The 22,845-nt window shown below is 71.8% G+C and carries 21 protein-coding genes; 5 read left to right on the top strand and 16 right to left on the bottom strand.

All coding sequences use genetic code 11. The features are described 5' to 3' along the window. Window positions 1–180: 180 nt before the first annotated feature. Window positions 181–375 carry a DUF397 domain-containing protein gene (locus tag ACSMXR_RS09535; protein ID WP_473171630.1) on the bottom strand — a complete coding sequence of 65 codons (195 nt, stop codon included), beginning with the start codon at window positions 373–375 and terminating at the stop codon, window positions 181–183. Further along, on the bottom strand, window positions 359–1,183 hold the full coding sequence (locus tag ACSMXR_RS09530) for a helix-turn-helix domain-containing protein (protein WP_473171629.1): 825 nt from the start codon (window positions 1,181–1,183) through the stop codon (window positions 359–361). Before ACSMXR_RS09530 ends, ACSMXR_RS09535 begins: the two co-directional genes overlap by 17 nt. Window positions 1,184–1,267: 84 nt before the next feature. Here ACSMXR_RS09530 and ACSMXR_RS09525 point away from each other — a divergent pair, with 84 nt between their 5' ends. After that, window positions 1,268–1,741: an ATP-binding protein gene (locus ACSMXR_RS09525; RefSeq protein ID WP_364891699.1), complete on the top strand. Its 474-nt coding sequence runs from the start codon at window positions 1,268–1,270 to the stop codon at window positions 1,739–1,741. Here ACSMXR_RS09525 and ACSMXR_RS09520 read toward each other — a convergent pair. The 6 genes from ACSMXR_RS09520 to ACSMXR_RS09495 form a co-directional block, all read right to left on the bottom strand. Continuing rightward, window positions 1,710–2,522: a serine hydrolase domain-containing protein gene (locus tag ACSMXR_RS09520; protein ID WP_164615280.1), complete on the bottom strand. Its 813-nt coding sequence runs from the start codon at window positions 2,520–2,522 to the stop codon at window positions 1,710–1,712. The genes ACSMXR_RS09525 and ACSMXR_RS09520 overlap by 32 nt on opposite strands. A gap of 166 nt (window positions 2,523–2,688) precedes the next feature. Next, window positions 2,689–3,891: a glycerate kinase family protein gene (locus ACSMXR_RS09515; protein ID WP_473171628.1), complete on the bottom strand. Its 1,203-nt coding sequence runs from the start codon at window positions 3,889–3,891 to the stop codon at window positions 2,689–2,691. Continuing rightward, a complete protein-coding gene (locus ACSMXR_RS09510; protein ID WP_473171627.1) occupies window positions 3,888–5,333 on the bottom strand; it encodes an SLC13 family permease in 1,446 nt (481 codons plus the stop codon). Before ACSMXR_RS09510 ends, ACSMXR_RS09515 begins: the two co-directional genes overlap by 4 nt. An 84-nt stretch (window positions 5,334–5,417) precedes the next feature. Then, window positions 5,418–6,077 carry a response regulator transcription factor gene (locus tag ACSMXR_RS09505; RefSeq protein WP_137233253.1) on the bottom strand — a complete coding sequence of 220 codons (660 nt, stop codon included), beginning with the start codon at window positions 6,075–6,077 and terminating at the stop codon, window positions 5,418–5,420. Then, complete coding sequence (locus ACSMXR_RS09500; protein WP_473172365.1) at window positions 6,074–7,528, bottom strand: sensor histidine kinase; 1,455 nt, start codon at window positions 7,526–7,528, stop codon at window positions 6,074–6,076. The genes ACSMXR_RS09505 and ACSMXR_RS09500 overlap by 4 nt, the downstream gene beginning before the upstream one ends. Continuing rightward, a complete protein-coding gene (locus ACSMXR_RS09495; RefSeq protein ID WP_218527660.1) occupies window positions 7,518–7,781 on the bottom strand; it encodes a small hydrophilic protein in 264 nt (87 codons plus the stop codon). The genes ACSMXR_RS09500 and ACSMXR_RS09495 overlap by 11 nt, the downstream gene beginning before the upstream one ends. Before the next feature lie 155 nt (window positions 7,782–7,936). On the opposite strand from ACSMXR_RS09495, the gene ACSMXR_RS09490 reads away from it, so the two are divergent. Together ACSMXR_RS09490 and ACSMXR_RS09485 are read left to right on the top strand one after the other, a co-directional pair. Beyond that, entirely contained in the window at window positions 7,937–8,347 is a 411-nt protein-coding gene (locus tag ACSMXR_RS09490) for a MerR family transcriptional regulator (RefSeq protein WP_137233251.1), read from the top strand. Then, a complete protein-coding gene (locus tag ACSMXR_RS09485; RefSeq protein WP_381908235.1) occupies window positions 8,347–9,372 on the top strand; it encodes an aldo/keto reductase in 1,026 nt (341 codons plus the stop codon). Before ACSMXR_RS09490 ends, ACSMXR_RS09485 begins: the two co-directional genes overlap by 1 nt. 57 nt (window positions 9,373–9,429) lie before the next feature. Here the strand turns inward: ACSMXR_RS09485 and ACSMXR_RS09480 are convergent, their stop codons facing one another. The 7 genes from ACSMXR_RS09480 to ACSMXR_RS09450 form a co-directional block, all read right to left on the bottom strand. Further along, entirely contained in the window at window positions 9,430–10,692 is a 1,263-nt protein-coding gene (locus ACSMXR_RS09480; RefSeq protein ID WP_473171626.1) for an acyltransferase family protein, read from the bottom strand. Next, a complete protein-coding gene (locus ACSMXR_RS09475) occupies window positions 10,689–11,750 on the bottom strand; it encodes an alpha/beta hydrolase (protein ID WP_473171625.1) in 1,062 nt (353 codons plus the stop codon). Before ACSMXR_RS09475 ends, ACSMXR_RS09480 begins: the two co-directional genes overlap by 4 nt. A gap of 142 nt (window positions 11,751–11,892) precedes the next feature. Continuing rightward, window positions 11,893–12,582, bottom strand: a complete 690-nt coding sequence (locus ACSMXR_RS09470) for a response regulator (RefSeq protein WP_030622245.1) — start codon at window positions 12,580–12,582, stop codon at window positions 11,893–11,895. Beyond that, on the bottom strand, window positions 12,579–13,943 hold the full coding sequence (locus ACSMXR_RS09465; RefSeq protein WP_473171624.1) for a sensor histidine kinase: 1,365 nt from the start codon (window positions 13,941–13,943) through the stop codon (window positions 12,579–12,581). The genes ACSMXR_RS09470 and ACSMXR_RS09465 overlap by 4 nt, the downstream gene beginning before the upstream one ends. A gap of 144 nt (window positions 13,944–14,087) precedes the next feature. Continuing rightward, window positions 14,088–15,053 (bottom strand): DUF4429 domain-containing protein, encoded by a 966-nt coding sequence (locus tag ACSMXR_RS09460; protein WP_218527667.1) that lies wholly within the window; start codon window positions 15,051–15,053, stop codon window positions 14,088–14,090. A gap of 86 nt (window positions 15,054–15,139) precedes the next feature. Beyond that, window positions 15,140–16,348, bottom strand: coding sequence for an alpha/beta hydrolase (locus ACSMXR_RS09455; protein WP_364891735.1), 1,209 nt, complete (start codon window positions 16,346–16,348; stop codon window positions 15,140–15,142). 118 nt (window positions 16,349–16,466) lie between these two features. Further along, window positions 16,467–17,141: a TetR family transcriptional regulator gene (locus tag ACSMXR_RS09450; RefSeq protein WP_137233244.1), complete on the bottom strand. Its 675-nt coding sequence runs from the start codon at window positions 17,139–17,141 to the stop codon at window positions 16,467–16,469. Window positions 17,142–17,391: 250 nt separating this feature from the next. Here ACSMXR_RS09450 and ACSMXR_RS09445 point away from each other — a divergent pair, with 250 nt between their 5' ends. Continuing rightward, window positions 17,392–18,888, top strand: a complete 1,497-nt coding sequence (locus tag ACSMXR_RS09445; protein WP_473172364.1) for an MFS transporter — start codon at window positions 17,392–17,394, stop codon at window positions 18,886–18,888. 238 nt (window positions 18,889–19,126) lie between these two features. Continuing rightward, a complete protein-coding gene (locus ACSMXR_RS09440; RefSeq protein ID WP_137233242.1) occupies window positions 19,127–19,552 on the top strand; it encodes a peptidase inhibitor family I36 protein in 426 nt (141 codons plus the stop codon). A gap of 67 nt (window positions 19,553–19,619) precedes the next feature. On the opposite strand, the gene aceE is transcribed toward ACSMXR_RS09440, so the two are convergent. Beyond that, the gene (gene aceE, locus ACSMXR_RS09435; protein ID WP_137233241.1) at window positions 19,620–22,352 is read right to left on the bottom strand and encodes a pyruvate dehydrogenase (acetyl-transferring), homodimeric type; all 2,733 of its coding nucleotides are present in this window, start codon (window positions 22,350–22,352) and stop codon (window positions 19,620–19,622) included. Window positions 22,353–22,845 lie beyond the last annotated feature (493 nt).

Raw genomic sequence — 22,845 nt, 5'->3', positions numbered from 1 at the left:
CCCGATGCCCAGCACAAGCATCCCGCCTGCGGTTTTGACCCATGCGACGCCTGTGGCGTTGGCGGCGATCAGGATGAGCACAGCGAGGACCGTCAGCACCACGATGGGTCTGACCAGATCGCTGCGCGGCCTCATATGTCATCCCGCATGCGTTGCGTGATCCTCTCCGTGCGAGCCGCGTCAGCGCAGCCCGTCCACGAACGCCTGCCAGGCGGGGGCCCCGAGGAGGATGGCGGGGCCGGTGGGGTTCTTGCTGTCGCGGACGGGGATGGAGCCGTGGAAACCTTCGGCTACCTCGACGCACTCGCCGCCGGTGTTCCCGCTGTAGCTCGACTTCCGCCAGTCCACGTTCGTCAGGTCAGGGCCGTGCTCCATAACGCTCCTCCATCACGCGCCTGATCCGCGCCACCGATTCCTCGACGGAGAGTGCGGTGGCCTGGAGGTGAGCGTATCGGAGCGAGCCCTCCCTGACCGTCTCGGGGTTGGCCGTCATGTGGCCGGAGATGAGGTCCTCGGTGTAGACGATGTCCGGGTTGTCGTCGAAGCGCATCCCGGTGAACGAGCCAGCCAGGCTCGCGTGTTCACCTGCCTCGAACGGCAGCACCTGAATCCGCATCCACCGGTGCGTCGCGTAGTCCAACAGCTTCTGGAGTTGGGCCCGCATCACCTCATGGCCGCCGATCGGGCGGTACAGCACCGCCTCGTCCAGGATCGCCCACGCCAGCGGCGGCTTCGCTCGCTCCAGGATCCGCTGGCGCTCCATCCGGGCGGCGAGCAGACCCTCCAGGTCGTCCGGCATACCGGTGGCCAGCACCGCCCGCGCGTAGTCCTCCGTCTGCAACAGCCCGTAGACCAACTGTGCCTGGTACGCGGAGATGTACGCGGCCTTCGCCTCCATGTCCGCGTACGGCTGGAACCAGGTCGGCAGTTGGCTTCGCAGTACCAGGCCCACCAGGCGGGAGAACGTCCCGTCCGTGCCCAGCGCCGCGTCCACACGCTCCGAGAAGTCGCGGGTGGGGACCTTCTTCGTCGTCTCGACCTGGCCGACCAGCGAGCCCGTGCAGAAGATGGCGGAGCCCAACTGCGGCTGCGTCAGGCCCTGGGCTTCGCGATGGCGGCGCAACTCCGCGCCGTAGTAGGCGAGCGGTGAAGCGTCGGGATCGAGCGTCTGGATGTTGGCCACGGCGACGGACCTCCGGGTGCAACGCCTCGCGGCGTTCGTTTCGGTACGTAGCCGAGCGTAGCCAGCCCATCGCAGGCTGGTGACATGAATCACGTAGTTATCCCCCGGAGGGATCCCGGGGAGCCCGTCTACCGCGCCGACTTCGCCCTCGGCGAGCACTCCGCCCGGCATCTGCGCCGCGTGCTGCGGCTCTACCTCAAGGGCTGGGAGCTGATGTTCCTCGCCGACGCCGCCGAGCTGGCGCTCACCGAGCTGATCGCCAACGTCGTGCAGCACGTGCCCGACCGGCGTGGCCGGACCTTCATCTTCCGGCTGCCGCGCGGCGAGGGCGTCCGCGTCGAGGTCGCGGACAGCAGCCCCGTCATGCCCCTCGCCATCACGGGCGACCCGCTGGACGACGGGGGCCGGGGGCTCGTCCTCGTCGACGCCGTCACCGACGACTGGGGCATCATCAAGCGGTGGGACGGCGGCGGGAAGACCGTCTGGTTCGAGTGCCTGACGCCGCCCGAGCTGGGTGGCAGCCGGTTCAGGACAGCTCGGCCAGAACCGCGTCCGTGAACGGGGTCCACGCCTCCGCCGCCCACGGGCCGAAGGCGCGGTCGGTCAGCGCGACGCAGGCGACGCCCGCGACCGGGTCGATCCACAGGAACGTGCCCGACTGGCCGAAGTGCCCGAAGGTGGCCGGGGAGGACGAGTTGCCCGTCCAGTGCGGGGACTTGGAGTCGCGGATCTCGAAGCCGAGGCCCCAGTCGTTCGGGCTCTGGTGGCCGTAGCCCGGCAGGACGCCCTTGAGGCCCGGATGCACGACGCTCTGGGCCTCCAGGACCGTACGCGGGTCGAGCAGGCGCGGGGCCTGGACCTCGGCGGCGAAGCGGACCAGGTCGGCCACGGTGGAGACGCCGTCGCGGGCGGGGGAGCCGTCGAGGGTCGTGGAGGTCATGGACAGCGGCTCCAGGACGGCCTGGCGCAGATACTCCGCGAACGGGATGCCCGACGCCTTCGCGATGTGGTCGCCCAGCACCTCGAAGCCCGCGTTGGAGTAGAGGCGGCGGTTGCCGGGCGGGGCCGTCACCCGGTGCTCGTCGAAGGCGAGGCCGCTGGTGTGGGCGAGCAGGTGGCGCACCGTGGAGCCCTCGGGCCCGGCCGGCTCGTCCAGCTCCACGGCCCCTTCCTCGTACGCCACCAGCGCCGCGTAGGCCGCGAGCGGCTTGGTGACCGAGGCGAGGGGGAAGCGGTGGTCGGCCGGCCCGTGCGTGCCGAGGACCGTGCCGTCCGCCCGGACGACGGCGGCCGCCGCGGTCGTGACCGGCCAGGTGTCGATGATGCGCAGGCTCTCCATGCGTCCGAGCCTAACCGCCGTGCCCGGCATCCTGCCCCGGGCCCCGGGAGGCCTGGGAGGCGCGAGGCCGCCGCCCCGGGCCCCGGGAGGCGCGAGGCCATCGCCCCGGTCCGAGGCCGCCGCTCCCGGCCCGAGGCCGCCGCTCCGGTCCCGGGACCCCGAGGCCTCACGCGGCCAGCGGGTCCAGCGGTGCCAGCCGGGTGCCGAGCGCCATGATCCGCATCGCCCGTTCCGTGGCGTCGGCCAGGAACTCGTCGCTCCGGCCGATCGCCTCCACCAGCGTCATCGGCGCGGGCAGGATCGCGCTGTACGCGTCCACGCCCACCGCCCGTACGTCCTGCGCGCCCGGCCCGATCGTCCCGGCCAGCACCAGGACCGGCACCCCTGCGGCCCGGGCCCGCCGCGCCACCTCCGCCGGGATCTTGCCGCGTACGGTCTGGTGGTCCAGCGCGCCCTCCGCCGTGATCACGAAGTCGGCGCGGGCCAGGCGGGCGTCCAGGTCGAGGCCGTCGAGGAGGACGTCGTAACGGGGGAGGAGGCGGGCTCCCACCGCCGCGAGTCCGGCTCCGAGGCCGCCGGACGCGCCCGTGCCGGGAGCCGTCCGCAGGTCGATCGGTGCTCCGGTCGGTGGCGCGAAGGCCGGGGCCAGGTCGCGGGTGAGGACGGCGGCCAGCCGCTCCAGGCCCGCCGACAGCAGCTCCACCTCCGCCGGGGTCGCGCCCTTCTGCGGCCCGAACACCCGGGCCACACCGCGCTTCCCGCACAGCACGTTGTACGGGTTGCAGGCCACCAGGAGGTCGGCCTCGGCCAGCCGGGGGTCGAGGCCGGACGGGTCGATGTGCTCCAGCTCGTGCAACACCCCGCCGCCGCGCCGGAGTTCACGGCCGTGCCGGTCGGTGAGCCGGGCCCCGAGCACCTGGAGCGCACCCGCGCCGCCGTCCGACGTACCGGAGTCGCCGCAGCCGACCAGGATGCGCCGGGCCCCCGCGTCCAGCGCCGCCCGGATCAGCTCGCCGACGCCGTACGTCGTGGTCGCGCCCGGGTGGCGGAGGTCCGGCGGCACCAGGGCGAGCCCGGCGACGGCCGCCATTTCCACGACGGCGGTCAGCGGACCGGGCCCGCCCAGCAGCGCGAAGTGCGAGGGGACCGGGTCGCCCACCGGGCCCGTCGCGGTGCACGCGACCAGTCGGCCGCCGCCCGCCAGGGCCAGCGCCTCCGCCGTGCCCTCGCCGCCGTCGACCAGCGGAATGAGGTCGAGATCGGCGTCGGGGACCACCCGGCGTACGCCGACGGCGATGGCCTCGGCCACCCGGGCGGCGGACAGGGACTCCTTGAAACCGCTGGGGGCGATGGCGATGCGGTGGGTCATGGCTGGGGCCTTTCGTTCGGATCGAGAAGGACGGGTACGCCGAGCAGCGGCCAGACGACGAGCGCGAAGGCGAGGACGAGGGCCGCCGTGAGCGGCGCGAGGAAGGCGGACAGCCGCAGCAGATCGCGTGGCGTGTACGTCGGAGTGCCGGGCACGTCCGCGAAGAGCGCGACCGGCTTCGCCGAGGACGGCAGGGTGTGGCAGAAACCGGCGGCGGCCGTGGACGCCAGCGCCGCCGTGACCGGATTGACCCCGGCCCCGACCGCAGCCGCGACCACCAGCGGGACCAGCACGGAGGACCGGGCGGAGCGCGACTGGAGCGCCAGATGGGCGGCCGTGCTGACGACGACCACACCGGTCAGGAAGAGCCACGGGGGCGTCGACGCCCCGAGCGGTATCCAGCCCACCAGCCAGTCGGCCGCGCCCGAGTCGGAGAGCGCGACGCCCATCGCCATCGTGGCGGCCATGAACAGCAGCAACGGCCAGGGGACCGTCCGCAGACCGTCCTTGAAGCGCACCGTGCCCAGCGCGGGCGAGGTCGCCACCAGCGCGCCGATCAGCGCGACCACGGCGGGCGACACCCCGTGCAACGGCTCGCTGCACCACAGCAGGACGACCGTCGCCAGCAGGAGCAGACACCGGGACTCGGCCGGGGTGAGCGGGCCTTCGACGGCCGTCTCGGAGTGCTCCTGGATCTGCGCCGCCGTGATCGTGACCGGGCCCCTGCGGTCGGCCCGCCGGGTCGTCGTCAACAGCACCAGTTCGGCGGCGAGATGGGAGGAGGCGACCGCCAACGGCAGCCCGACGACCAGCCATTGCACAAAGCTCAGCTGCTCCCCGGTCTGCTCCCACAGCACCCCGACCGTGATCAGGTGCGCGCCCGCCCCGATGAGCGTGGCGACGGCGGACAGCAGGATGACGGTGGGGAAGAGCAGCGCCAGCATCACCACCAGGCGGGTCCGCTCACGGAGTGCGGCGGCCAGCGCCAGGAACACCGGAAGGGCGAGCGCGGCCCGGCCCGAGGTGGCCGGCACGGCGAACGCGGTGACGACCAGACCGGCCGTGGTCAGGTGCGTCAACTGGCGTACGGTCCTGGCCCCGCCGACCAGGAAGACGGCGGCCCGGCCCGCGAGACCGGTCCGGGTCACGGCGGCCGCGAGGACGAAGGCGCAGATCAGCAGCCACACCGTCTCGTCGCCCAGGGTGGCGAACAGGGCCTCGCTGCTGATCACCCCCGTCACCGTCAGCGCCAGGCCCGCGCCGAGCGCGATGTAGGCGTCGTCCACCGGAGTGGCGATCCAGGCGGCGGTGGCCAGGACGAAGACGGCGAGCGAGAGCCGCCCTTCGGCACTGAGGCCGGGGGCGGCGCCGGGGACGGCGAGGAGAGCGCAGAGTCCGAGGACGGCGCAGAGGCCGACGGTCTGCCGGAGGGGGAGAGGCACGCTGTACAGCCTCTGAAGGCGGGGTGAGCGGTCGATGAGCGGCCGGTGAGGGATCTTTCATGCGGGCCATGGCCCAGAGAGGCCCTACGGCAGCCGGTACCCCATGCCCCGTACCGTCTCCAGCCGCTCCGCCCCCAACTTCCGGCGCAGCGCCCGGACATACACGTCCACGATGTTGGAGCCGGGGTCGAAGTCGTACCCCCACACATGCGACAGGATCTGCTCGCGCGACAGCACCTGGCCCGGGTGGCGCAGGAACATCTCCAGCAGCACGAACTCGCGTGCCGTCAGGTCCACCGTCCGGTCCTCCGCGCGGGCCCGCCGCGTGCGCAGGTCCAGGGTGAGGCTGCCGCTGCGCAACAGGGTGACCTCGGGCGCGCGGGCTGCGGTGCGTTGGCGCAGCCGTATCCGGGCGAGCAGCTCCTCGAAGCGGAACGGCTTCGTCATCCAGTCGTCGGCCCCGCCCTCAAGACCCGCCACCGTGTCCCGGACCGAGTCGCGGGCGGTGAGCACGATCACCGGCAGCGTGACGCGGGCCTCGCGCAGCTCCCGCAGCACGGTGAAGCCGTCCCGGCCCGGCAGCCCGATGTCGAGCACCATCAGGTCGAAACCGCCGGTCAGCGCATGGCCCAGCGCCAGGTCACCGTCGTCGGCGACGACCGTGGTGAAGCCGTTGGCGCGCAGGCCCTTCTGGACGAACGAGGCGATGCGCTCCTCGTCCTCGGCGATCAGGATGCGGTTCATGTGTCGGTCTCCAGCGTGATGACGAAAGTGGCTCCGCCGCCTTCGGTGCGGCGTAGTTCCACGCGGCCGTGGTGGCCCTCCGCGATGGCTCTGACGATGGCGAGGCCCAGCCCGGCCCCGCTGGTGCGGGTCCCGCGCCGGGACGTGCCCCGGCGGAACCGTTCGAAGATGACCTCGGCGTCCTCCGGCGGAATGCCGGGTCCGTGATCGGCGACGTACAGCTCCACACGTCCCGCATCGGCCCGGGAGCCGATCGTCCGGGAGCCGATACGGATGCGCTGGCCGGGCACGGTGTGCTGGACGGCGTTCTGCGCGAGCTGGACCATCGCCTGCGTCATCCGCTGTTCGTCCAGGCGCACTTCGCGGTCCGCGACGCCGTCGAGCTGCCACTCCCGGTCGCCCAGGGTCCGCACCTTCACGAACACGTCGGCCGTCAGCTCCGCGAGCTGGACGGGCTCGGGACGTACGAAGTCGGGGCGCTCGGCCCCCGCGAGCAGCAGCAGGTCCTCGACGATCCGGCTCATCCGGTCCAGCTCGTCCGTGACCAGCCGCACCGTCTCCTCCCGGTCCGCCGGATCGTCGCCCATCAGCTCCAGATGGCCCCGGACGATGGTGATCGGGGTGCGCAGCTCGTGCCCGGCGTCGTCGACGAAGACCCGCTGCGCGGCGAACGCCTGCTCAAGCCGGTCGAGCATCGCGTTGAACGTCTCGGCGAGGGCCGCGATGTCGTCCCGGCCCTCCACCGGGATCCGCCGGGTGAGGTCCTGCTCGGTCAGCTCCGCCGCCGTCGTCCGCACCAGCCGTACGGGCGCGAGAATGCGTCCGGCGACCGCCCAGCCGATGCCCGTCGTCATCAGCAGCGCCACCCCGGACAGCGCGAGCAGCGTCCAGAACGTCTTGTCGGCGACGGCCCGTTCGCGCTCCGGGTGGAAGGCGACGACGAACGCCCCGGGCTGTCTGCCCCCGGACGGAGCGATCACGACCTTGGCCCAGCGCAGCTCGCCCTGCGGGCGCTCCAGCGTTCCGAAGGAGCTCTCGGAGGCGTGGATCCGGGTCAGCGAGGCGGTGTCCCGCCACAGGGCGCTGTCCGGGGGCAGGTCGCGGCGCTGCCGGATGACGTCGGGCCGCGCGCCTGGCCGGCCGGTCAGGCCCAGCAGCTCCTCGTCGGGGTCGGCGTACTGCCGCTGCAGATAGACGCGCAGCAGCCGGTCCGCGGTGCCGAAGCGGCCGCCGGTGTCCGGGTCCACCCCCTGCGGAACGAAGTTCGCGAACTCGCCGGTCTCCTGCGTGAGCAGCTGGCTGATGCGGTGGTCCACGTCCCGCTGGAGGATCGAGCGCACGGTGACGGCGACCGCGCCCAGCGCGACCGCCATCACGACCAGCAGCCACAGCAGGATCCGTACCCGGGCGGAGATCCTCGGGAAGCCCAGCGACGACCGGCTAACCGTCATCACCGAGGTCGTCGTCGTCATCGTCGTCGTCGGCCGCGGAGGGGCCCGGGACGACGGAGCTGTCCGGTGTACGGGTCGGAGCGGGGGTGCCGCTCGGCGACGGCGGGGTGGCGCGTGGACTCTCGTCCAGCTGAACGGCGGGAGGCACCTTCGGCGCCTCCGAGGTGTCGGTCATGGCGTAGCTGGTGGCCGCTATGCCCAGGGGCACGGCGACGACGGCTGCCAGGGCCGCCAGACGAGGTGAGAAAGCCATGCGTTCACCCTGACGGTCCCGGGCGGTACGAACATGAAGCCAGGATGAACATTCCTTCATCTCGGGCACATGCGACATGTCGGGTCATAGGAGGTGTCAGAGAAACCTCGATTGCGCTTGCTTCGAGTGCACTCCAAGGATCTAGCGTGGAGAGCATGACGGGCACAGGTACAGGCACGGACAAGGGCAGCTACAGCATCAGCGAGGTCGTCGCCCGCACCGGGCTCACCGCGCACACCCTGCGCTGGTACGAACGCATCGGCCTCATGCCCCACGTCGACCGCTCGCACACCGGCCAGCGCCGCTTCAGCGACCGCGACCTGGACTGGCTGGCCTTCGTCGGCAAGCTGCGGATGACCGGCATGCCCGTCGCCGACATGGTGCGGTACGCGGAGCTGCTGCGCGAGGGCGAGTCCACCTTCGAGGAACGGCAGGAACTGCTGGAGGCGACCCGCCGCGATGTGCTCTCGCGGATCGCGGAGCTCCACGACACCCTCGCCGTGCTCGATTACAAGATCGAGTTCTACGCGGGCGCCCGCAGGGCGCCGGAGAGGCACAGTGCCTGATGACTGGCAACGACAGCAACAAGATCGCCACCACGGAGCTCGGCGCCGGCGGACCCCGGGTCGGCGTCCAGGGGCTCGGCTGCATGGGCATGAGCGAGTTCTACGGAGACACCGACCTCGCCGCCGCCCGCGACACCCTGGACGCGGCCCTGGAGGCGGGCGTCACGCTCTTCGACACCGCCGACGCCTACGGGCGCGGGGCCAACGAGGAGTTCCTCGCGCCGTTCGTCGGGGCCCACCGGGACGAGATCACCCTCGCCACCAAGTTCGCGCTCGTCCGCACCGACGACCCGCAGTACCGGGGCATCAGCAACGACCCCGCCTACATCCGTACCGCCGTCGAGGCGAGCCTGCGCCGGCTGAACACCGACGTCATCGACCTCTACTACATGCACCGCCGCGACCCGGCCGTCCCGCTCGCCGAATCGATCGGCGCACTGGCGGAGCTGGTTCAGCAGGGCAAGGTCAAGCAGCTCGGCCTGAGCGAGGTCACCGGCCCGGAGCTGCGCGAGGCGTACGCCGTCCACCCGATCGCCGCCCTCCAGTCGGAGTGGTCGCTCTTCAGCCGGGACGTCGAGCGGAGCGCCGTCGGCGCGGCGGCCGAGCTGGGCGTCACGCTCGTCCCGTACTCCCCGCTCGGCCGGGGCTTCCTCACCGGGGCCTTCACCGACGCGGGCAAGGACCTCGCGGCGAACGACTTCCGCGCCCACCAACCCCGCTTCACCGGCGACAACGCCAGGACGAACGCGGCCCTGCTGGAGCCCGTCCACAAGATCGCCGCGGCCCACGGGGCGACCGCCGCACAGGTGGCCCTGGCCTGGGTCCAGCAGCGCGCCGAGGTCCACGGCCTGAACGTGGTCCCGATCCCCGGCACCCGTAAGCGCAGCCGCCTCCTGGAGAACGTCGCCGCGACCCGGCTGACCCTGACGGCGGACGAACTGGCCGCCCTGGAGCCGATCGCGGACCGGGTGGCGGGGGACCGCTACCCGGACATGAGCAGCACGGCGACGGCGCGGGAGCGGTAGCCCGGAGACGTACGCGGTGATCGCCTGGTTCATGAAGTCCATGACGACGCCGGCCCCTCACGCCAGCCCCAGCGCGAACACCGCGAACCCCGCCGCGAGCAGCCCCGCCAGCGCGCGGCGGGCGTTCGCGGCGCGGGTGCCCGACCGCCACGGGTCCTCGAAGCGGCGCGCGTACCGGGCGATCAGCACCAGCAGCCCGGCGAACACCGGCAGCCAGGCGATCCGGGCCAGCACCCAGCCCACCGTGTCCGGCGCGGTGGTCAGACCCGCCACCGCCGTGCCCGCCGCGCCCGTGAGCGAGGCCGGTACGGCGGCGGCCAGCATCGCCGTCTGGTGCCAGCACAGGATCGTCATCGCCGACAGGTTGATCACCACGACCGGCGCCCACAGCAGCGGCCTGCGCAGCAGCCGCCCGAGCCGGTCGCGCAGCAGGATCGCCGCCCCGCTCTGCGCCGCCGCCAACGCCACCACCAGCAGCGACGGCGGATGCGAGTTCGTCCGCGCCTCGCCCGGCACGCCGACCATCGACGCCGGGTAGTGGAAGGCGAGCAGCAGCACGGCGAACAGCACCCCGCCGCCGATCAGCAGCAGCCGCGCCCCGCGCCTGCCGATCCGGCCCTCTCCCCAGGACACGCCCAGCTGATACGCGAACAGCCAGCCGGGCAGGATGTTGAGTGCGCTCAGCCAGGACGGCATCGCCTCCGCGAAGGGGCCGTAGCGCAGGAAGTCCACGACCGCGACGGAGACCAGCAGCGGCAGCGCCGCCCAGCCGCCGAGCCGTCGCGCCAGCCGCACACAGACCGGGGTGAGGGCCGTGACCACGGTGTACACCCCGACGAACCAGAGCGGCTGGATCACCAGCGTCGACGCCGTACGCAGCGTGTCGCCCGGCACGCCCAGCGCGGACAGCGCCGAGAGCAGCACCGCCCACACGGCGGTCACCCCGAGCACCGGCCGGCCGAGGCGGGTCAGCCGGCCGCCCAGCCAGGCGGCCGTCGTCGAGGTCCGGCGGCGGTAGGAGAGCACCGACGCGTACCCGCCGACCAGGAAGAAGATGCCCAGCATCTGGAGCACCCAACTGACCGGCGCGAACCCGCCGAAGGTCGAGAGCGGGCTCGCGTTGTGCAGCCCGTCGGCGTCCAGCCGGAACCCGCCGAGCATCCAGTGGCCGAGCGGCACAGCGAGCAGCGCCACGGCCCGCAGGCCGTCGATCGCGCGGTCGCGGTGGGCGGGGGTGGCGGAGTCGATACGGTCGGCGAGCCGCCGGACGTCGTCGCGTACGGCGTTCTTCCGCAGTGGTGTCTTCGGTACGGCGTTCATCGGGTCGCACCTTCCGGAGTGGTCGTGCCCCGCGCGATGGCGGCGAAGGCCCGGAGCGAGTCCGTCCCGGGCGCGAAGTAGCCGGCGTGGCCCCGGGCCTCGTCCGCCGGTACGCGGCGGGCGCCGAACGCCGGGTCGGTGGGGTCCGCCCCATGGCCGAGACCGGCGAAGCGCACGTTCGGCACGTTGTCGATCCAGTCGGTCGGGTCCTTCGCCGCCCACACCCGGGCCTTCGTCCGCAGCCCCGCGGCATCGTCCGCCCGCATGCCGGGGGAGCCGAGGACCACCAGGTCGGTGGCGGGCAGGCGGTGGGCGGCGATCCCGCAGACGACGGAGCCGTAGCTGTGGCAGAACATCGCCGGCTCGGGCAGCCCGTCCGCCGTCAGGCCCTCCGCGAACCGGGTCAGCCGCCCGGCGCCCGCCTCCGCGAGCCGCCCGGTCGCCGCGTCCACGCCGACGCCGACGGGGGTGGTGTACCCGGCCCAGGCGATGACGGCCGTCTCCGGACCCGCCTCCTGCTGCAGGGTCCGGGCCATCCCGGCCGGGGCCCCGTGGGCGGCGACCTTCCGGTCGAAGGTCCCGGCGTCGTTGTCGGACCCCGGCACCACCACCGAGACCCGCGCCGCCGCGCGCAGATCCCCGAACACCTCGGCGACCAGCCCGCGTCCGCGCGGATCGAATGCGAGGATCTGGCGTCCGGGCGCGGCCAGCGAACGGTAGCGGGGGTCGTCGGATGCGGTCAGCGCGAGGGAGTTGGCGCGGTAACGCACCTCCAGCGGCGCCCCGTCGAGATTCCCGACGACGGACGGATGCCGCAGCAACAGCAGTTGCCGCTCCTTCGGGCTCAACCCGGCGAAGAACGACGCGACTTCGGCAGCGGTCGAGCGCTCCGGATCGGGCAGCTCCGCCCCCAGCGCCCGGTCCGCCCGCCACTGCGCGGTGCCCGGCGGCGGCCCGGTCAGCGCCTGCTGCGCATCCCCCGAAACCCAGCCCGCGGTTCCCGCCACCACGCTGGTCGCCAGTGCGAACGCGACCACGGTCCTCGCGTATCGACGCATCGTGCCCTCCCTCTCCGGAGCCGCACCGAGCGGTGCGACCGGGAGGAAGGTAGGAAGCGGACGGGTGACGCGACGTCACACCGGGGAGCCAACTGCGGGGTGATACCGGGGTAGGGGGTGGGCGAGAACCCAGGACGTACCGTTACGCCCCCGCGTCCCCCGGAGTCACCAGCCCCGACTCGTACGCGAAGATCACCGCCTGCGCCCGGTCCCGCAGGTCCAGCTTGGCCAGCACCCGCCCGATGTGCGTCTTGACGGTCTGTTCGGCCAGCACAAGCCGCCCCGCGATCTCCTGGTTCGACAGCCCCCGCGCGATCAGCTCCAGCACCTCGCTCTCGCGCGGGGTGAGGCCGTTGAGCCGGAGCGCCTGGCCGCCGCGCGTCGCCCCGGCGGGCCGCTGCGCCGCGAAGTCCGCGATCAGCCGCCGGGTCACCGAGGGCGCGAGCAGCGCGTCACCGGCCGCCACCACCCGTACCGCCGCGATCAGATCGGCGGGCGGGGCGTCCTTCAGCAGGAACCCGGACGCCCCGGCGCGCAGCGCCTCGTACACGTAGTCGTCCACGTCGAACGTCGTCAGCATCAGCACCTTCGGCCGGTGCACCACGCCCACCGGCGGGTTCAACAGCTCGCGGGCGGCGGCCAGTCCGTCCATCTCCGGCATCCGGACGTCCATCAGGACCACGTCGGGATGCTGGTTGCGGCTGACGTCCACGCCCTGGCGGCCGTCCGCCGCCTCGCCCACCACGTCGATGTCGCTCTGCGCCGACAGCAGCGCCGCGAACCCGGCCCGCACCATGGCCTGGTCGTCGACGATGATCACGCGGATGGTCACAGGTCCTCCGAAGGGGGTGGGACGGAAGAGGGCCGGGCGGACGGCGCCGTGGCCGGAGGCAGCGGCATCCGGGCGGCCACCCGGAACCCGCCGTCGGGCAGCGGCCCGGTGTCCAGCGTGCCGCCGGTCAACCGTACGCGCTCCCGCATGCCCACCAGCCCGTGCCCGGTCCCGGTGCTCTCCAGCGGCTCGGCGGGCTTCGGCGCGGGCCCGTTGACCACCAGCACGTTCAGATGGCCCGCGGCCGCCCGCACCGAGACCTGGGTGCGCGCCCCGGGTGCGTGCCGCACCACATTGGCCAGCGCCTCCTGCACGATCCGGTACGCCGACAGATCCACCGCCGACGGCACCTCGCCCAGATCCGCGGCGAGCGACAGCTCCACCGGAAGCCCGGCCCGTACCGTCGCCTCCACCAGCTGCTGGAGCCGGTCCAGGCCCGGCTGCGGGGTCAGATCGCCCTCGGTGCCGTCGCTGCGCAGCACCGACAGCAGCCGCCGCATCTCGCCGAGCGACTCCCGCGCGGCCGCCGCGATGGCGGCGAACTCCTCCTGCGCGGGCTCCGGCAGACCCGGGATCCGGTACGGCGCGGAGTCCGCCTGCACGGTGATCACCGACATATGGTGCGCGACCACGTCGTGCAGCTCCCGGGCGATCCGGGTCCGCTCCTCCAGCAGCGTGCGCTGCGCCCGCTCCGCCTCGCTGATCGTCTCCTGCTCGGCCAGCCGCCGGGTCGCCTCGCCCCGCTCCCGCACCGCCCCGCCGATCACCAGGACCACCGCGCCGAGGATCGGCAGCAGCAGGGCGCTGCCGGTGCTGCGGTCGGCCGGCGCGATCAGATGCAGCACCAGCCCGGCCAGACATGTCGCCACCCATACGGAGACCGCGGTCCGCCGTGTCTCGCGCAGCCCGATGGCCAGCAGCAGGAAGAGGTAGGCGACCAGCACCGGCGGGATCCACGGCCAGACGTCGTGCTGCTCGGAGGGGTGCGCCAGCAGCACCAGCGCGCCCACGATGTCGGCCGGGAAGATGATCCACCACGCCTGGAGCGGCCGGTGGGCCAGCATCAGCAGCGGAGCCGCCCCGGCCACCCCGAGCGCCCCGGCCAGCGCGCCCGGCACGTCGTACTGCGAGGTCAGGACGGTGATGGTGACCGGGATGAAGGTCGCGGCCAGGGCGAGCACCACGACGTACGGCAGCAGCCGCTGCCACAGTTTCGGGGCTTCGGCCAGCAGCGGCGTGGACGGATGGGACGCGTGGGACAGCCCGTGGGCGAGCTCGCGCAGATTGCGGCGGGCGGCGCTCAGCAGGCCGTCGGCGGGCGGCGGGGGCCCGGCGGGGGAGGAGGACGTGGATGTGGACATAGCCCGGTCAGCCTAGGCAGACCGGAGGCCCGGGGGAGTCATACCGGGGTTCCGACCTGCGGCCGGTCCACCTCATACTCCGGTACGGGGTCACGGCTCGGCGGGCGTACTGCTCACGGGGTCGCGGCCCGGTGACCGTACGGGTCACAGCTCCGCGAGCAGTTGGGCCTTCTTCGCGGTGTACTCGGCGTCCGTCACCAGGCCGGCCTGATGCAGCTCGCCGAGGTGATGTATCCGCTCGGCGATGTCCGCCGGATCGCGCCGCCCGGCGTTCACCAGGGCCGGGGCGGAGGCGGCGGGCGCGGGCTGGGTCTTGCGTACGGACTCCAGGACGGCGGCGGCGAAGGGCAGCGACTCGTGCACCGGCCCGTAGCCCAGGCCGAACAGCACGGCGGCCGGATCCTGGTCCGGGCCGGCGGTCGGGGCCCCGGCGGGCACCCCGTCCGGCGTACCGCCGTCCACGTCCACGGAGCCGCCGGGACCGTGCAGATCGCCCAGGCTGCCGCCGGTGCGGTGGTCGACCGGGGCCGCCGCGCGGGGCAGCAGCCGCAGGTAGCCGTCCAGCGCCTCGGGCGAGCGCCATACGATTCCGGCCAACTCGCTCACTTTGAAGGTCTGGTCGCCGGCCTTCCACTTGGCGCTGGAGGCCCCGGTCCAGGACCACCGGAAGGAGACCCGCTCGCCGTCGAAGCCGGCCCGGCCGTCGTACGCCTTGAAGTTCATCGGGGCCTCGGGGGCCGCCACCAGGAAGCGGTCGGCGGGCTCGTCGGACGCCGGGTCCAGCAGGGCCCGCAGCTCGTCCGCGTAGTACTCGGCGAGCACTTCCCGCTCCGCCGGAAGCACCAGGCGATAGGGGTCGCACCCCTCCTTGAGCTGCCCGGCGGCAGCCTCCACCAGAGGATCGGCACCCGGTCGCGGCACGGCACGCAGGACCACCGTGCTCCGCTTGCCCGGGGTCAGCGTCACCGACGACAGCGCCGCATACGGGATGCGGCGTTCCCGCAGGCTCTGGAAGAGCTTCGGTGTGCGGATGCCCCGTTCGAAGCGGATGAGCACGGAGTCGGTGTCGAACTCCCAGGTGGCATGAATTCCGGCCAGCACATCACCCATGTGCCTCATCGTATGCGGCACAGTCGCCCGCGTCCCCCCTCGGAGTAAGTCCCAATTAATCCGCCCGACACGCTTCTCTACGCGCGTCAGCCGTCCCGCGCACCGGAAATACCGCTGTGGCATGCGCTGTCGGCACGCGCGCAGCTGACCGACCCGTACGCTCCGACGCCGATCGCGGCGAAGTTGTCCAGGCTCTCGGTGCCCGGTTCGAAGTAGCCGCTGTGCCCGGCGGCTCCGGCCGCCGAGACGATCCGCGCGCCGAAGGCCGGGTCGACCGGATCGGCCCCGTGACCGATCCCGCCGAATTCGAGATGCGGTACGTCCCCGATCCAGTCGTCGCCGTCCCGGGTCGCCCAGATCCGGGCGCCGGTCTCCAGCTGCCCGGCGTTGGCGGCCCGCATGCCCGGGCTGCCCGCGACCGCGATGTCGGCCACCCGGTCGGGGGCCGAGTGCGCGGCCACCCCGCAGACCACCGAGCCGTAGCTGTGGCAGAACAGCGAGACCTTCGAGGCGCCGGGCAGCGCACCGACCATCGCGTTCAGCCGGATCGCGCCGTTCGCCGCCAGCCCGCCCAGCGCCGCGTCCATGCCGAGACCGGCCGGGGCGGTGTAGTCGGCCCAGGCGATGACGGCCGTACGGGTGCCCGGGGAGGCCGAGCGCTCCGCGCCGTACAGGGACTTGGCCATGCCGACGGGGGCCGCGTACTGGCGCTTGCTGCGTTCCAGGGTCAGCAGATGGGTGTCGACGCCGGGGACGACGACGGAGACCCGGGCGGCCCGGTCGAGGTTGCCGAACACCTCGGCCGCCCGGCCCTTCCCGGACGGATCGAAGGCCAGGATCTGGCGCCCGCCCTTGAGCAGCGACCGGAACCGGTCGAGCCGGGCCTGTGCCTCGTCACGCCCGTCCGGCGACAGCTTCTCGTCGTGCGCCCGCACCTGCTCCACGGCCACGGCCTGCCTGAGGGCGACCCGGTTGGCCCGGTAGCGCAGCGTGACCGGTACGCCGTTCAGATTTCCCACCACCGACGGGTACTTGCCCGCCAGCGCCGTCCGCTGCCCCGCGGTGAGGGTGGCGAAGAAGTGGGCCAGCCGATAGGCGGGGGCGTCGGCCTCCGGCAGCGAACGGCCCGCTATCCGGTCCCGCGCCCAGGCGGCGAGCGCGAGCTCGCGCGGCCCGTCGGGGTGCTGATCGCGGACGGCGCTCCAGCCCGTCGTCGCCAGCATCACGAACACGACCGCGACGGCGAGCAGCGCGCGCCATGCGGTCAACGTGGGAGAGGTGTCGAAAGAAGTCACTGCGCCACACCCTAGGAGACGCGCGTCGGCCACCGTGATTCGGGTGACGTACATCACCCGTCCGCAAAGGATTCACTCCGGATTTCTCACGGAGGGTCACTGTGGTCCCGGAGGTGCGCTATTGCTGACGCGAGCCGTGAGATTCCTGACGCCAGTCCCGGGCGAGGGCCGGGACGAGCTGGTCGAGATACTCCTCGGTCAGATCGCGCAGCGCCTCCACGCTCGGGTCGCGCCCCTGGCCCCACAGTTGGCCGGTCACCCGCATCACCCCGGAGAACGCGGCGACGGCCACCCGCGGCCTGGGGTCCCGATCCACGTCCAGCCCCTCGCGCTCCGCGATCAGCCGGGCGATCTGGTTCTCCAGGGCGATGCCGCGCCGCATATGGGCGGCGAGCAGGGGCGGGGTCGACTCGATCATCTGGTAGGTCCGCATATGGAGGTCGACGGTGATGACCTCCTCGATCGCCTCGCCGATGCTGTTCCAGGCGCACAGCACCGCCCGGCGCATGGCCTCGAAGGGCGCCTCGTCCGCGGGGCGGCGGCGCAGCTCCTCGATGAAACGGGACTCGACCATCTCCTGCACGGCGAAGGTGGTGTCCTCCTTGCTCGCGAAGTAGCGGAAGAAGGTGCGCTGGGAGACCTCCACGGCGTCGACGATCTCGTCGACGGTGGTGCGTTCGTACCCCTGGGTGGTGAACAGTTCGAGGGCGGCGCGCAGCAAGGCGTCGCGGGTGCGCTGTTTCTTGCGTTCACGCAGTCCGGCGCGGGGCTCGACTGTCTGCCCGTCGGTCACGTACCGGTCCCTCTTTTCCCGTATTTGTCCAGCTCAGCATACCTGTGCGCTACGTGTGAGCTACGTGACAGTTACTGACTTGTGAATTGGTTTGTCAACTGTCAGCGGCTGTCACTAGTCTCCCCGTATGACTAGTCAGACCACCGTCGAGAAGGCGCCGCGGGAGCCCGAAGACAACGCAGTACCCGCCCCGGTCAAGGGGCTTCGCGGCCACCCCTGGCTGACCCTCTTCGCCGTCGCCATCGGCGTGATGATGGTCGCCCTCGACGGCACCATCGTCGCCATCGCGAACCCCGCGATCCAGAAGGACCTCGGCGCCTCGCTCGCCGACGTCCAGTGGATCACCAACGGCTATCTGCTCGCCCTCGCCGTCGCCCTGATCACCGCGGGCAAGCTGGGCGACCGCTTCGGCCACCGTCAGACCTTCCTCATCGGCATCGCGGGCTTCGCCCTCGCCTCCGGTGCGATCGGTCTCTCCAGCGAGATCTCGCTGGTCATCCTCTTCCGCGTGCTCCAGGGCCTCTTCGGCGCCCTGCTGATGCCGGCCGCGCTCGGCCTGCTGCGCGCCACCTTCCCCGCCGAGAAGCTGAACATGGCGATCGGCATCTGGGGCATGGTCATCGGAGCGTCCACCGCGGGCGGTCCGATCGTCGGCGGTCTGCTCGTCGAGCACGTCAGCTGGCAGTCGGTCTTCTTCATCAACGTGCCCGTCGGCATCGCCGCGCTCGCCTTCGGCCTGGTGATCCTCAAGGACCACCGCGCCGCCAACGCGCCGCGCTCCTTCGACCTCCTGGGCATCGCGCTGCTCTCGGGCGCGATGTTCGCCCTCATCTGGGGCATCATCAAGGCCGGTGAGTCCTGGGGCTGGGGCGACGGCCGGACCTGGGCGTGGCTGGGCCTCGCGCTCCTGCTCTTCCTGGCCTTCGGCCTCTGGGAGACCCGGGTCAAGGAGCCGCTCGTTCCGCTGGGGATGTTCCGCTCCGTGCCGTTGACGGCCGGTGTCGTCCTCATGATGCTGATGGCCTTCGCCTTCATGGGCGGCCTCTTCTTCGTGACCTTCTTCCTCCAGGGCGTCCACGGCCTCAGCCCGGTCGACAGCGGTCTGCATCTGCTGCCGCTCACCGCGATGATGATCATCTCCTCGCCGGTCGCGGGTCTGCTGATCACCAAGTTCGGCCCGCGCGTCCCGCTGGTCGGCGGCATGGTCTGCACGGCCACCGCGATGTTCGGCATGACCACGCTCAGCGAGTCCACCGGCACCTTCGCCATGTCCCTCTGGTTCGCCCTGCTCGGCTGCGGGCTCGCCCCGGTCATGGTCGGCGCCACCGAGGTCATCGTCGGCAACGCGCCCATGGAGCTCTCCGGCGTGGCCGGCGGTCTCCAGCAGGCCGCCATGCAGGTCGGCGGCGCGCTCGGCACCGCCGTCCTCGGCGCGGTCATGTCCTCCAAGGTCAGCTCGGAGTTCGCGGAGAACTGGGCGGGCGCGGGCCTGCCCGGCGAACCCGACCCGAATCTGGAGCAGGCCGCCGAGTTCGGCATGGTCCCGACCGAGGCGCTCGCCAAGGCTCCCGGCATGACGCCGGACATCGTCGACCGCATCGGCGGGGTCATCCACGACACCTTCATGTCCGGCATGGGCCTGGCCTTCACGGTCGCCGGCGTCGTCGCGGTGATCGCCGCCTTCGTCGCCACCCTCACCAAGCGCGGCGCGAACGCCGAGGCGGGTGCCGGAGTCGGCCACATCTGACGCGCCCCGCACGACGACGCGGAGCGTCAACACAGCGCAGGTCACAGCCCCGCCGAATCCTTTCGGCGGGGCTGTCGCCTATCAGGGTGGCAACCCCCGGCCCGTCTTCCGCGCACCGCGCATGGTGACGCAGAGTGATCGTCGAAGCACATCACCGACCGACCACGGGGGTTGATCCACCATGCGTACGACCACGACGCCTACGACGGCCACGACACGTACAACGACCACGACACGTATGACAGGCACGACTCGTAGGACGGTCACGCGTACGGCCGTTCTCGCGGCCGCTCTGGCCGTCTCCGCACTCGTTCCCCAGGCCCTGGCCCACGACCGGGCCGCGGCGGCTCCGGAGCGCTCGCCGGGGTCCTCGGGCGTCACGCTCGGGTCCTGTGAGGCGGGCCGGCTCTGCCTCTGGAAGAAGCCCGACTTCACCGGCGCCCGCCACACCTTCGAGCTCTCCGACACCGACATCGAGAGCTGCGTACCGCTGCCGAAGGGCGGCGACGCCCAGTCCCTCGCCAACCGCACCGGGCGGCCCGTCACCACCTACCAGTCCGCCGAGTGCGCGGAGACGGGCGAGTTCGAGACGTACCCCGGCGGCGGCACCTGGACGCCCCGCTCCCCGTACCAGGTACGCGCCTTCAAGATCTGGGAGAACTGAGCCCGGATACGCCGGAGGGGCGGCGACGCTTCCGCGCCACCGCCCCTCCGGATCGAAACTTTCCCGCCTACGCGTCGCCGCCCGCCGCGCCCGGATCGGCCGCGGCCACGTCCAGGAGCTCGTAGCGGTCGACCGCCGTCTTCAGGGCCGACCGGTCGATCTTGCCCTCCTTGGCCAGCTCGGTGAGGACCGCCAGCACGATCGACTGCGCATCGATGTGGAAGAACCGGCGGGCCGCACCCCGGGTGTCCGCGAAGCCGAAGCCGTCCGCGCCCAGCGACTGGTACGCGCCCGGCACCCAGCGCGCGATCTGGTCCGGCACCGAACGCATCCAGTCCGAGACCGCCACGAACGGGCCCTGGGCCCCGTCGAGCTTCTTGGTCACGTACGGGACGCGCTGCTCCTCCTCCGGGTGCAGGAGGTTGTAGCGCTCCACGTCCACCGCCTCGCGGCGCAGCTCGTTCCAGGAGGTCGCCGACCAGACGTCCGCCTTGACGTTCCACTCGTCCGCGAGGATCTTCTGCGCCTCCAGGGCCCAGGGGACCGCCACGCCGGACGCCATGATCTGGGCCGGGATCTCGCCCTTCTCGCCGGTGGAGAAGCGGTGGATGCCCTTGAGGATGCCCTCGACGTCCACGTTCTCCGGCTCGGCCGGGTGCTGGATCGGCTCGTTGTAGACGGTGAGGTAGTAGAAGACGTCCTCGTTCGCCTCGCCGTACATCCGGCGCAGCCCGTCCTTCATGATGTGCGCGATCTCGAACCCGTACGCCGGGTCGTAGGCGACACAGCCCGGGTTCGTCGAGGCCAGCAGCTGCGAGTGGCCGTCCGCGTGCTGGAGGCCCTCACCCGTCAGCGTGGTGCGGCCGGCGGTGGCGCCCAGCACGAAGCCGCGCGCGAGCTGGTCGGCCATCTGCCAGAACTGGTCGCCGGTGCGCTGGAACCCGAACATCGAGTAGAAGACGTACACCGGGATCAGCGGCTCGCCGTGCGTGGCGTACGCCGAACCGGCCGCGATCAGCGAGGCCGTACAGCCCGCCTCGGAGATGCCGTCGTGCAGCATCTGCCCGGTCGGCGACTCCTTGTACGCGAGCAGCAGATCGCGGTCGACCGCCTCGTACTGCTGACCCAGCGGGTTGTAGATCTTCGCACTCGGGAAGAACGCGTCCATACCGAAGGTGCGGTACTCATCGGGCGCGATCAGCACGAAACGCTTGCCGATCTCCTTGTCCCGCATGAGGTCCTTCAGGATACGGACGAACGCCATGGTGGTGGCGATCGACTGCGAACCCGAACCCTTCTTCGCAGCCGCGTACGTCTTTTCCTCGGGCTGCGGCAGCGGCTTCGCGCGCACCACCCGGGTCGGGACGTAACCGCCCAGACCCTGGCGGCGGTCGTGCATGTACTGGATCTCCTCCGAGTCGCGGCCCGGGTGGTAGTAGGGCGGGTAGCCCTCGTCCAGTTGCTTGTCCGTGATCGGGATGTGCAGCCGGTCCCGGAAGCGCTTGAGGTCCTCGACCGTGAGCTTCTTCATCTGGTGGGTCGCGTTGCGGCCCTCGAAGTTCGGCCCCAGCGTCCAGCCCTTGACCGTCTGCGCCAGGATCACCGTCGGCTGGCCCTTGTGCGCCTTGGCCGCCGCATAGGCCGCGTAGACCTTGCGGTGGTCGTGACCGCCGCGGCCCAGGTGCAGGATCTGCTGGTCGGTCATGTCCTTGACCATGTCCCGCAGCCGCGGGTCGTCGCCGAAGAAGTGCTCGCGGATGTACGAGCCGGTCTCCGTGGCGTACGTCTGGAACTGGCCGTCCGGCGTGGTGTTCAGCTTGTTGACCAGGATGCCCGTGCGGTCCTGCGCCAGCAGCGGGTCCCAGGAGCGGTCCCAGACCAGCTTGATGACGTTCCAGCCGGCGCCCCGGAACTGCGACTCCAGCTCCTGGATGATCTTGCCGTTGCCGCGCACCGGGCCATCCAGCCGCTGCAGGTTGCAGTTGACCACGAAGGTCAGGTTGTCCAGGCCCTCACGGGCCGCGATGGACAGCTGGCCCAGCGACTCCGGCTCGTCCATCTCGCCGTCGCCCAGATAGGCCCAGACGTGCGACTTGGAGGTGTCGGCGATCCCGCGCGCCTCCATGTAGCGGTTCATCCGCGCCTGGTAGATCGCGCCGAGCGGGCCGAGGCCCATCGAGACGGTCGGGAACTCCCAGAAGTCCGGCATCAGCCGCGGGTGCGGATAGCTGGAAAGGCCGTTCGGCGCCTTCGACTTCTCCTGGCGGAACGCGTCCAGCTGCGCCTCGCTCAGCCGGTCCAGCAGGAACGCGCGGGCGTAGATCCCCGGGGACGCGTGCCCCTGGAAGAAGATCTGGTCACCGCCGTCGCCCTGGTCCTTGCCCCGGAAGAAGTGGTTGAAGCCCACGTCGTACAGCGAGGCGGAGGACGCGAACGTGGCGATGTGGCCGCCGACGCCGATCCCGGGACGCTGCGCCCGCGAGACCATCACGGCGGCGTTCCAGCGGGTCGCGTTGAGGACCTTGCGTTCGATCTCCTCGTCGCCGGGGAAGAACGGCTCGTCCTTCGTGGCGATCGTGTTCACGTAGTCCGTGCTGCGCATTTCCGGCACGGCGACGCGCTTCTCCCGCGCGCGCTCGATGAGCCGGAGCATCAGATAGCGGGCCCGCTCACGGCCGCGCTCGTCGACGGCGGCGTCGAGGGAGTCGAGCCATTCCCGGGTCTCTTCAGGATCGAAATCCGGGACCTGGCTCGGAAGGCCGCCAATGATGATCGGGTTGCGATCGGATCCGGAAGCCACACTGTTCCTTCGCTGTTCGGTGGTGCTCTACGGGGCCTGTTCACGGGGAACGGGCCCCCGTACGGCTCTGCCAACTCTGTGTGCGCCGTCTCCATCGTGCTACCGCGAGGGCCCGAACGTCATCTCTACCGTGGGGTAACCCCGAGGTTCCGAAAACTCGTCGGCGGGGCACGAGTATGGGCAGTACGCGGCTGGGTACGGGCAAACCGCAACCTTACGCCCAAGGCGTCCAAGCGTTCCCAAAGGCTGTTCGACTCCGATTGGCGGATCGAAACCGCATAAGCTGAGGAAGGACGTAAACGGATGGGGCGACGCGGGGGAGACCCCGGGAAGCCGCCGTAGAGACATGCCGGAACTTGCGGCGACGTGGCAGGGAACGTCACCGTATAGGCGGTCTCGCACGCTGGGTACTTGCGCGATTCGCCGAGCCCGTGTGGACTACGGCCAACGCCCCGCGCACGCGCGTGGCTGCAGCATTTTCCGAAGACATGAT

The sequence above is a fragment of the Streptomyces sp. DSM 106670 genome, assembly GCF_055792845.1.
The sequence above is the reverse complement of the archived record's forward strand: the minus strand, read 5'-3'. Positions and strand labels throughout refer to the sequence as shown.

Excerpts from the sequence above, each read along its gene's own strand:
- ACSMXR_RS09535 (WP_473171630.1), bottom strand. The coding sequence starts at position 375 with ATGGAGCACGGCCCTGACCTGACGAACGTGGACTGGCGGAAGTCGAGC.
- ACSMXR_RS09525 (WP_364891699.1), top strand. The coding sequence starts at position 1,268 with ATGAATCACGTAGTTATCCCCCGGAGGGATCCCGGGGAGCCCGTCTAC.
- ACSMXR_RS09520 (WP_164615280.1), bottom strand. The coding sequence starts at position 2,522 with ATGGAGAGCCTGCGCATCATCGACACCTGGCCGGTCACGACCGCGGCG.
- ACSMXR_RS09515 (WP_473171628.1), bottom strand. The coding sequence starts at position 3,891 with ATGACCCACCGCATCGCCATCGCCCCCAGCGGTTTCAAGGAGTCCCTG.
- ACSMXR_RS09505 (WP_137233253.1), bottom strand. The coding sequence starts at position 6,077 with ATGAACCGCATCCTGATCGCCGAGGACGAGGAGCGCATCGCCTCGTTC.
- ACSMXR_RS09500 (WP_473172365.1), bottom strand. The coding sequence starts at position 7,528 with ATGACGGTTAGCCGGTCGTCGCTGGGCTTCCCGAGGATCTCCGCCCGG.
- ACSMXR_RS09495 (WP_218527660.1), bottom strand. The coding sequence starts at position 7,781 with ATGGCTTTCTCACCTCGTCTGGCGGCCCTGGCAGCCGTCGTCGCCGTG.
- ACSMXR_RS09490 (WP_137233251.1), top strand. The coding sequence starts at position 7,937 with ATGACGGGCACAGGTACAGGCACGGACAAGGGCAGCTACAGCATCAGC.
- ACSMXR_RS09485 (WP_381908235.1), top strand. The coding sequence starts at position 8,347 with ATGACTGGCAACGACAGCAACAAGATCGCCACCACGGAGCTCGGCGCC.
- ACSMXR_RS09480 (WP_473171626.1), bottom strand. The coding sequence starts at position 10,692 with ATGAACGCCGTACCGAAGACACCACTGCGGAAGAACGCCGTACGCGAC.
- ACSMXR_RS09475 (WP_473171625.1), bottom strand. The coding sequence starts at position 11,750 with ATGCGTCGATACGCGAGGACCGTGGTCGCGTTCGCACTGGCGACCAGC.
- ACSMXR_RS09465 (WP_473171624.1), bottom strand. The coding sequence starts at position 13,943 with ATGTCCACATCCACGTCCTCCTCCCCCGCCGGGCCCCCGCCGCCCGCC.
- ACSMXR_RS09460 (WP_218527667.1), bottom strand. The coding sequence starts at position 15,053 with ATGGGTGATGTGCTGGCCGGAATTCATGCCACCTGGGAGTTCGACACC.
- ACSMXR_RS09445 (WP_473172364.1), top strand. The coding sequence starts at position 17,392 with ATGATGGTCGCCCTCGACGGCACCATCGTCGCCATCGCGAACCCCGCG.
- ACSMXR_RS09440 (WP_137233242.1), top strand. The coding sequence starts at position 19,127 with ATGACAGGCACGACTCGTAGGACGGTCACGCGTACGGCCGTTCTCGCG.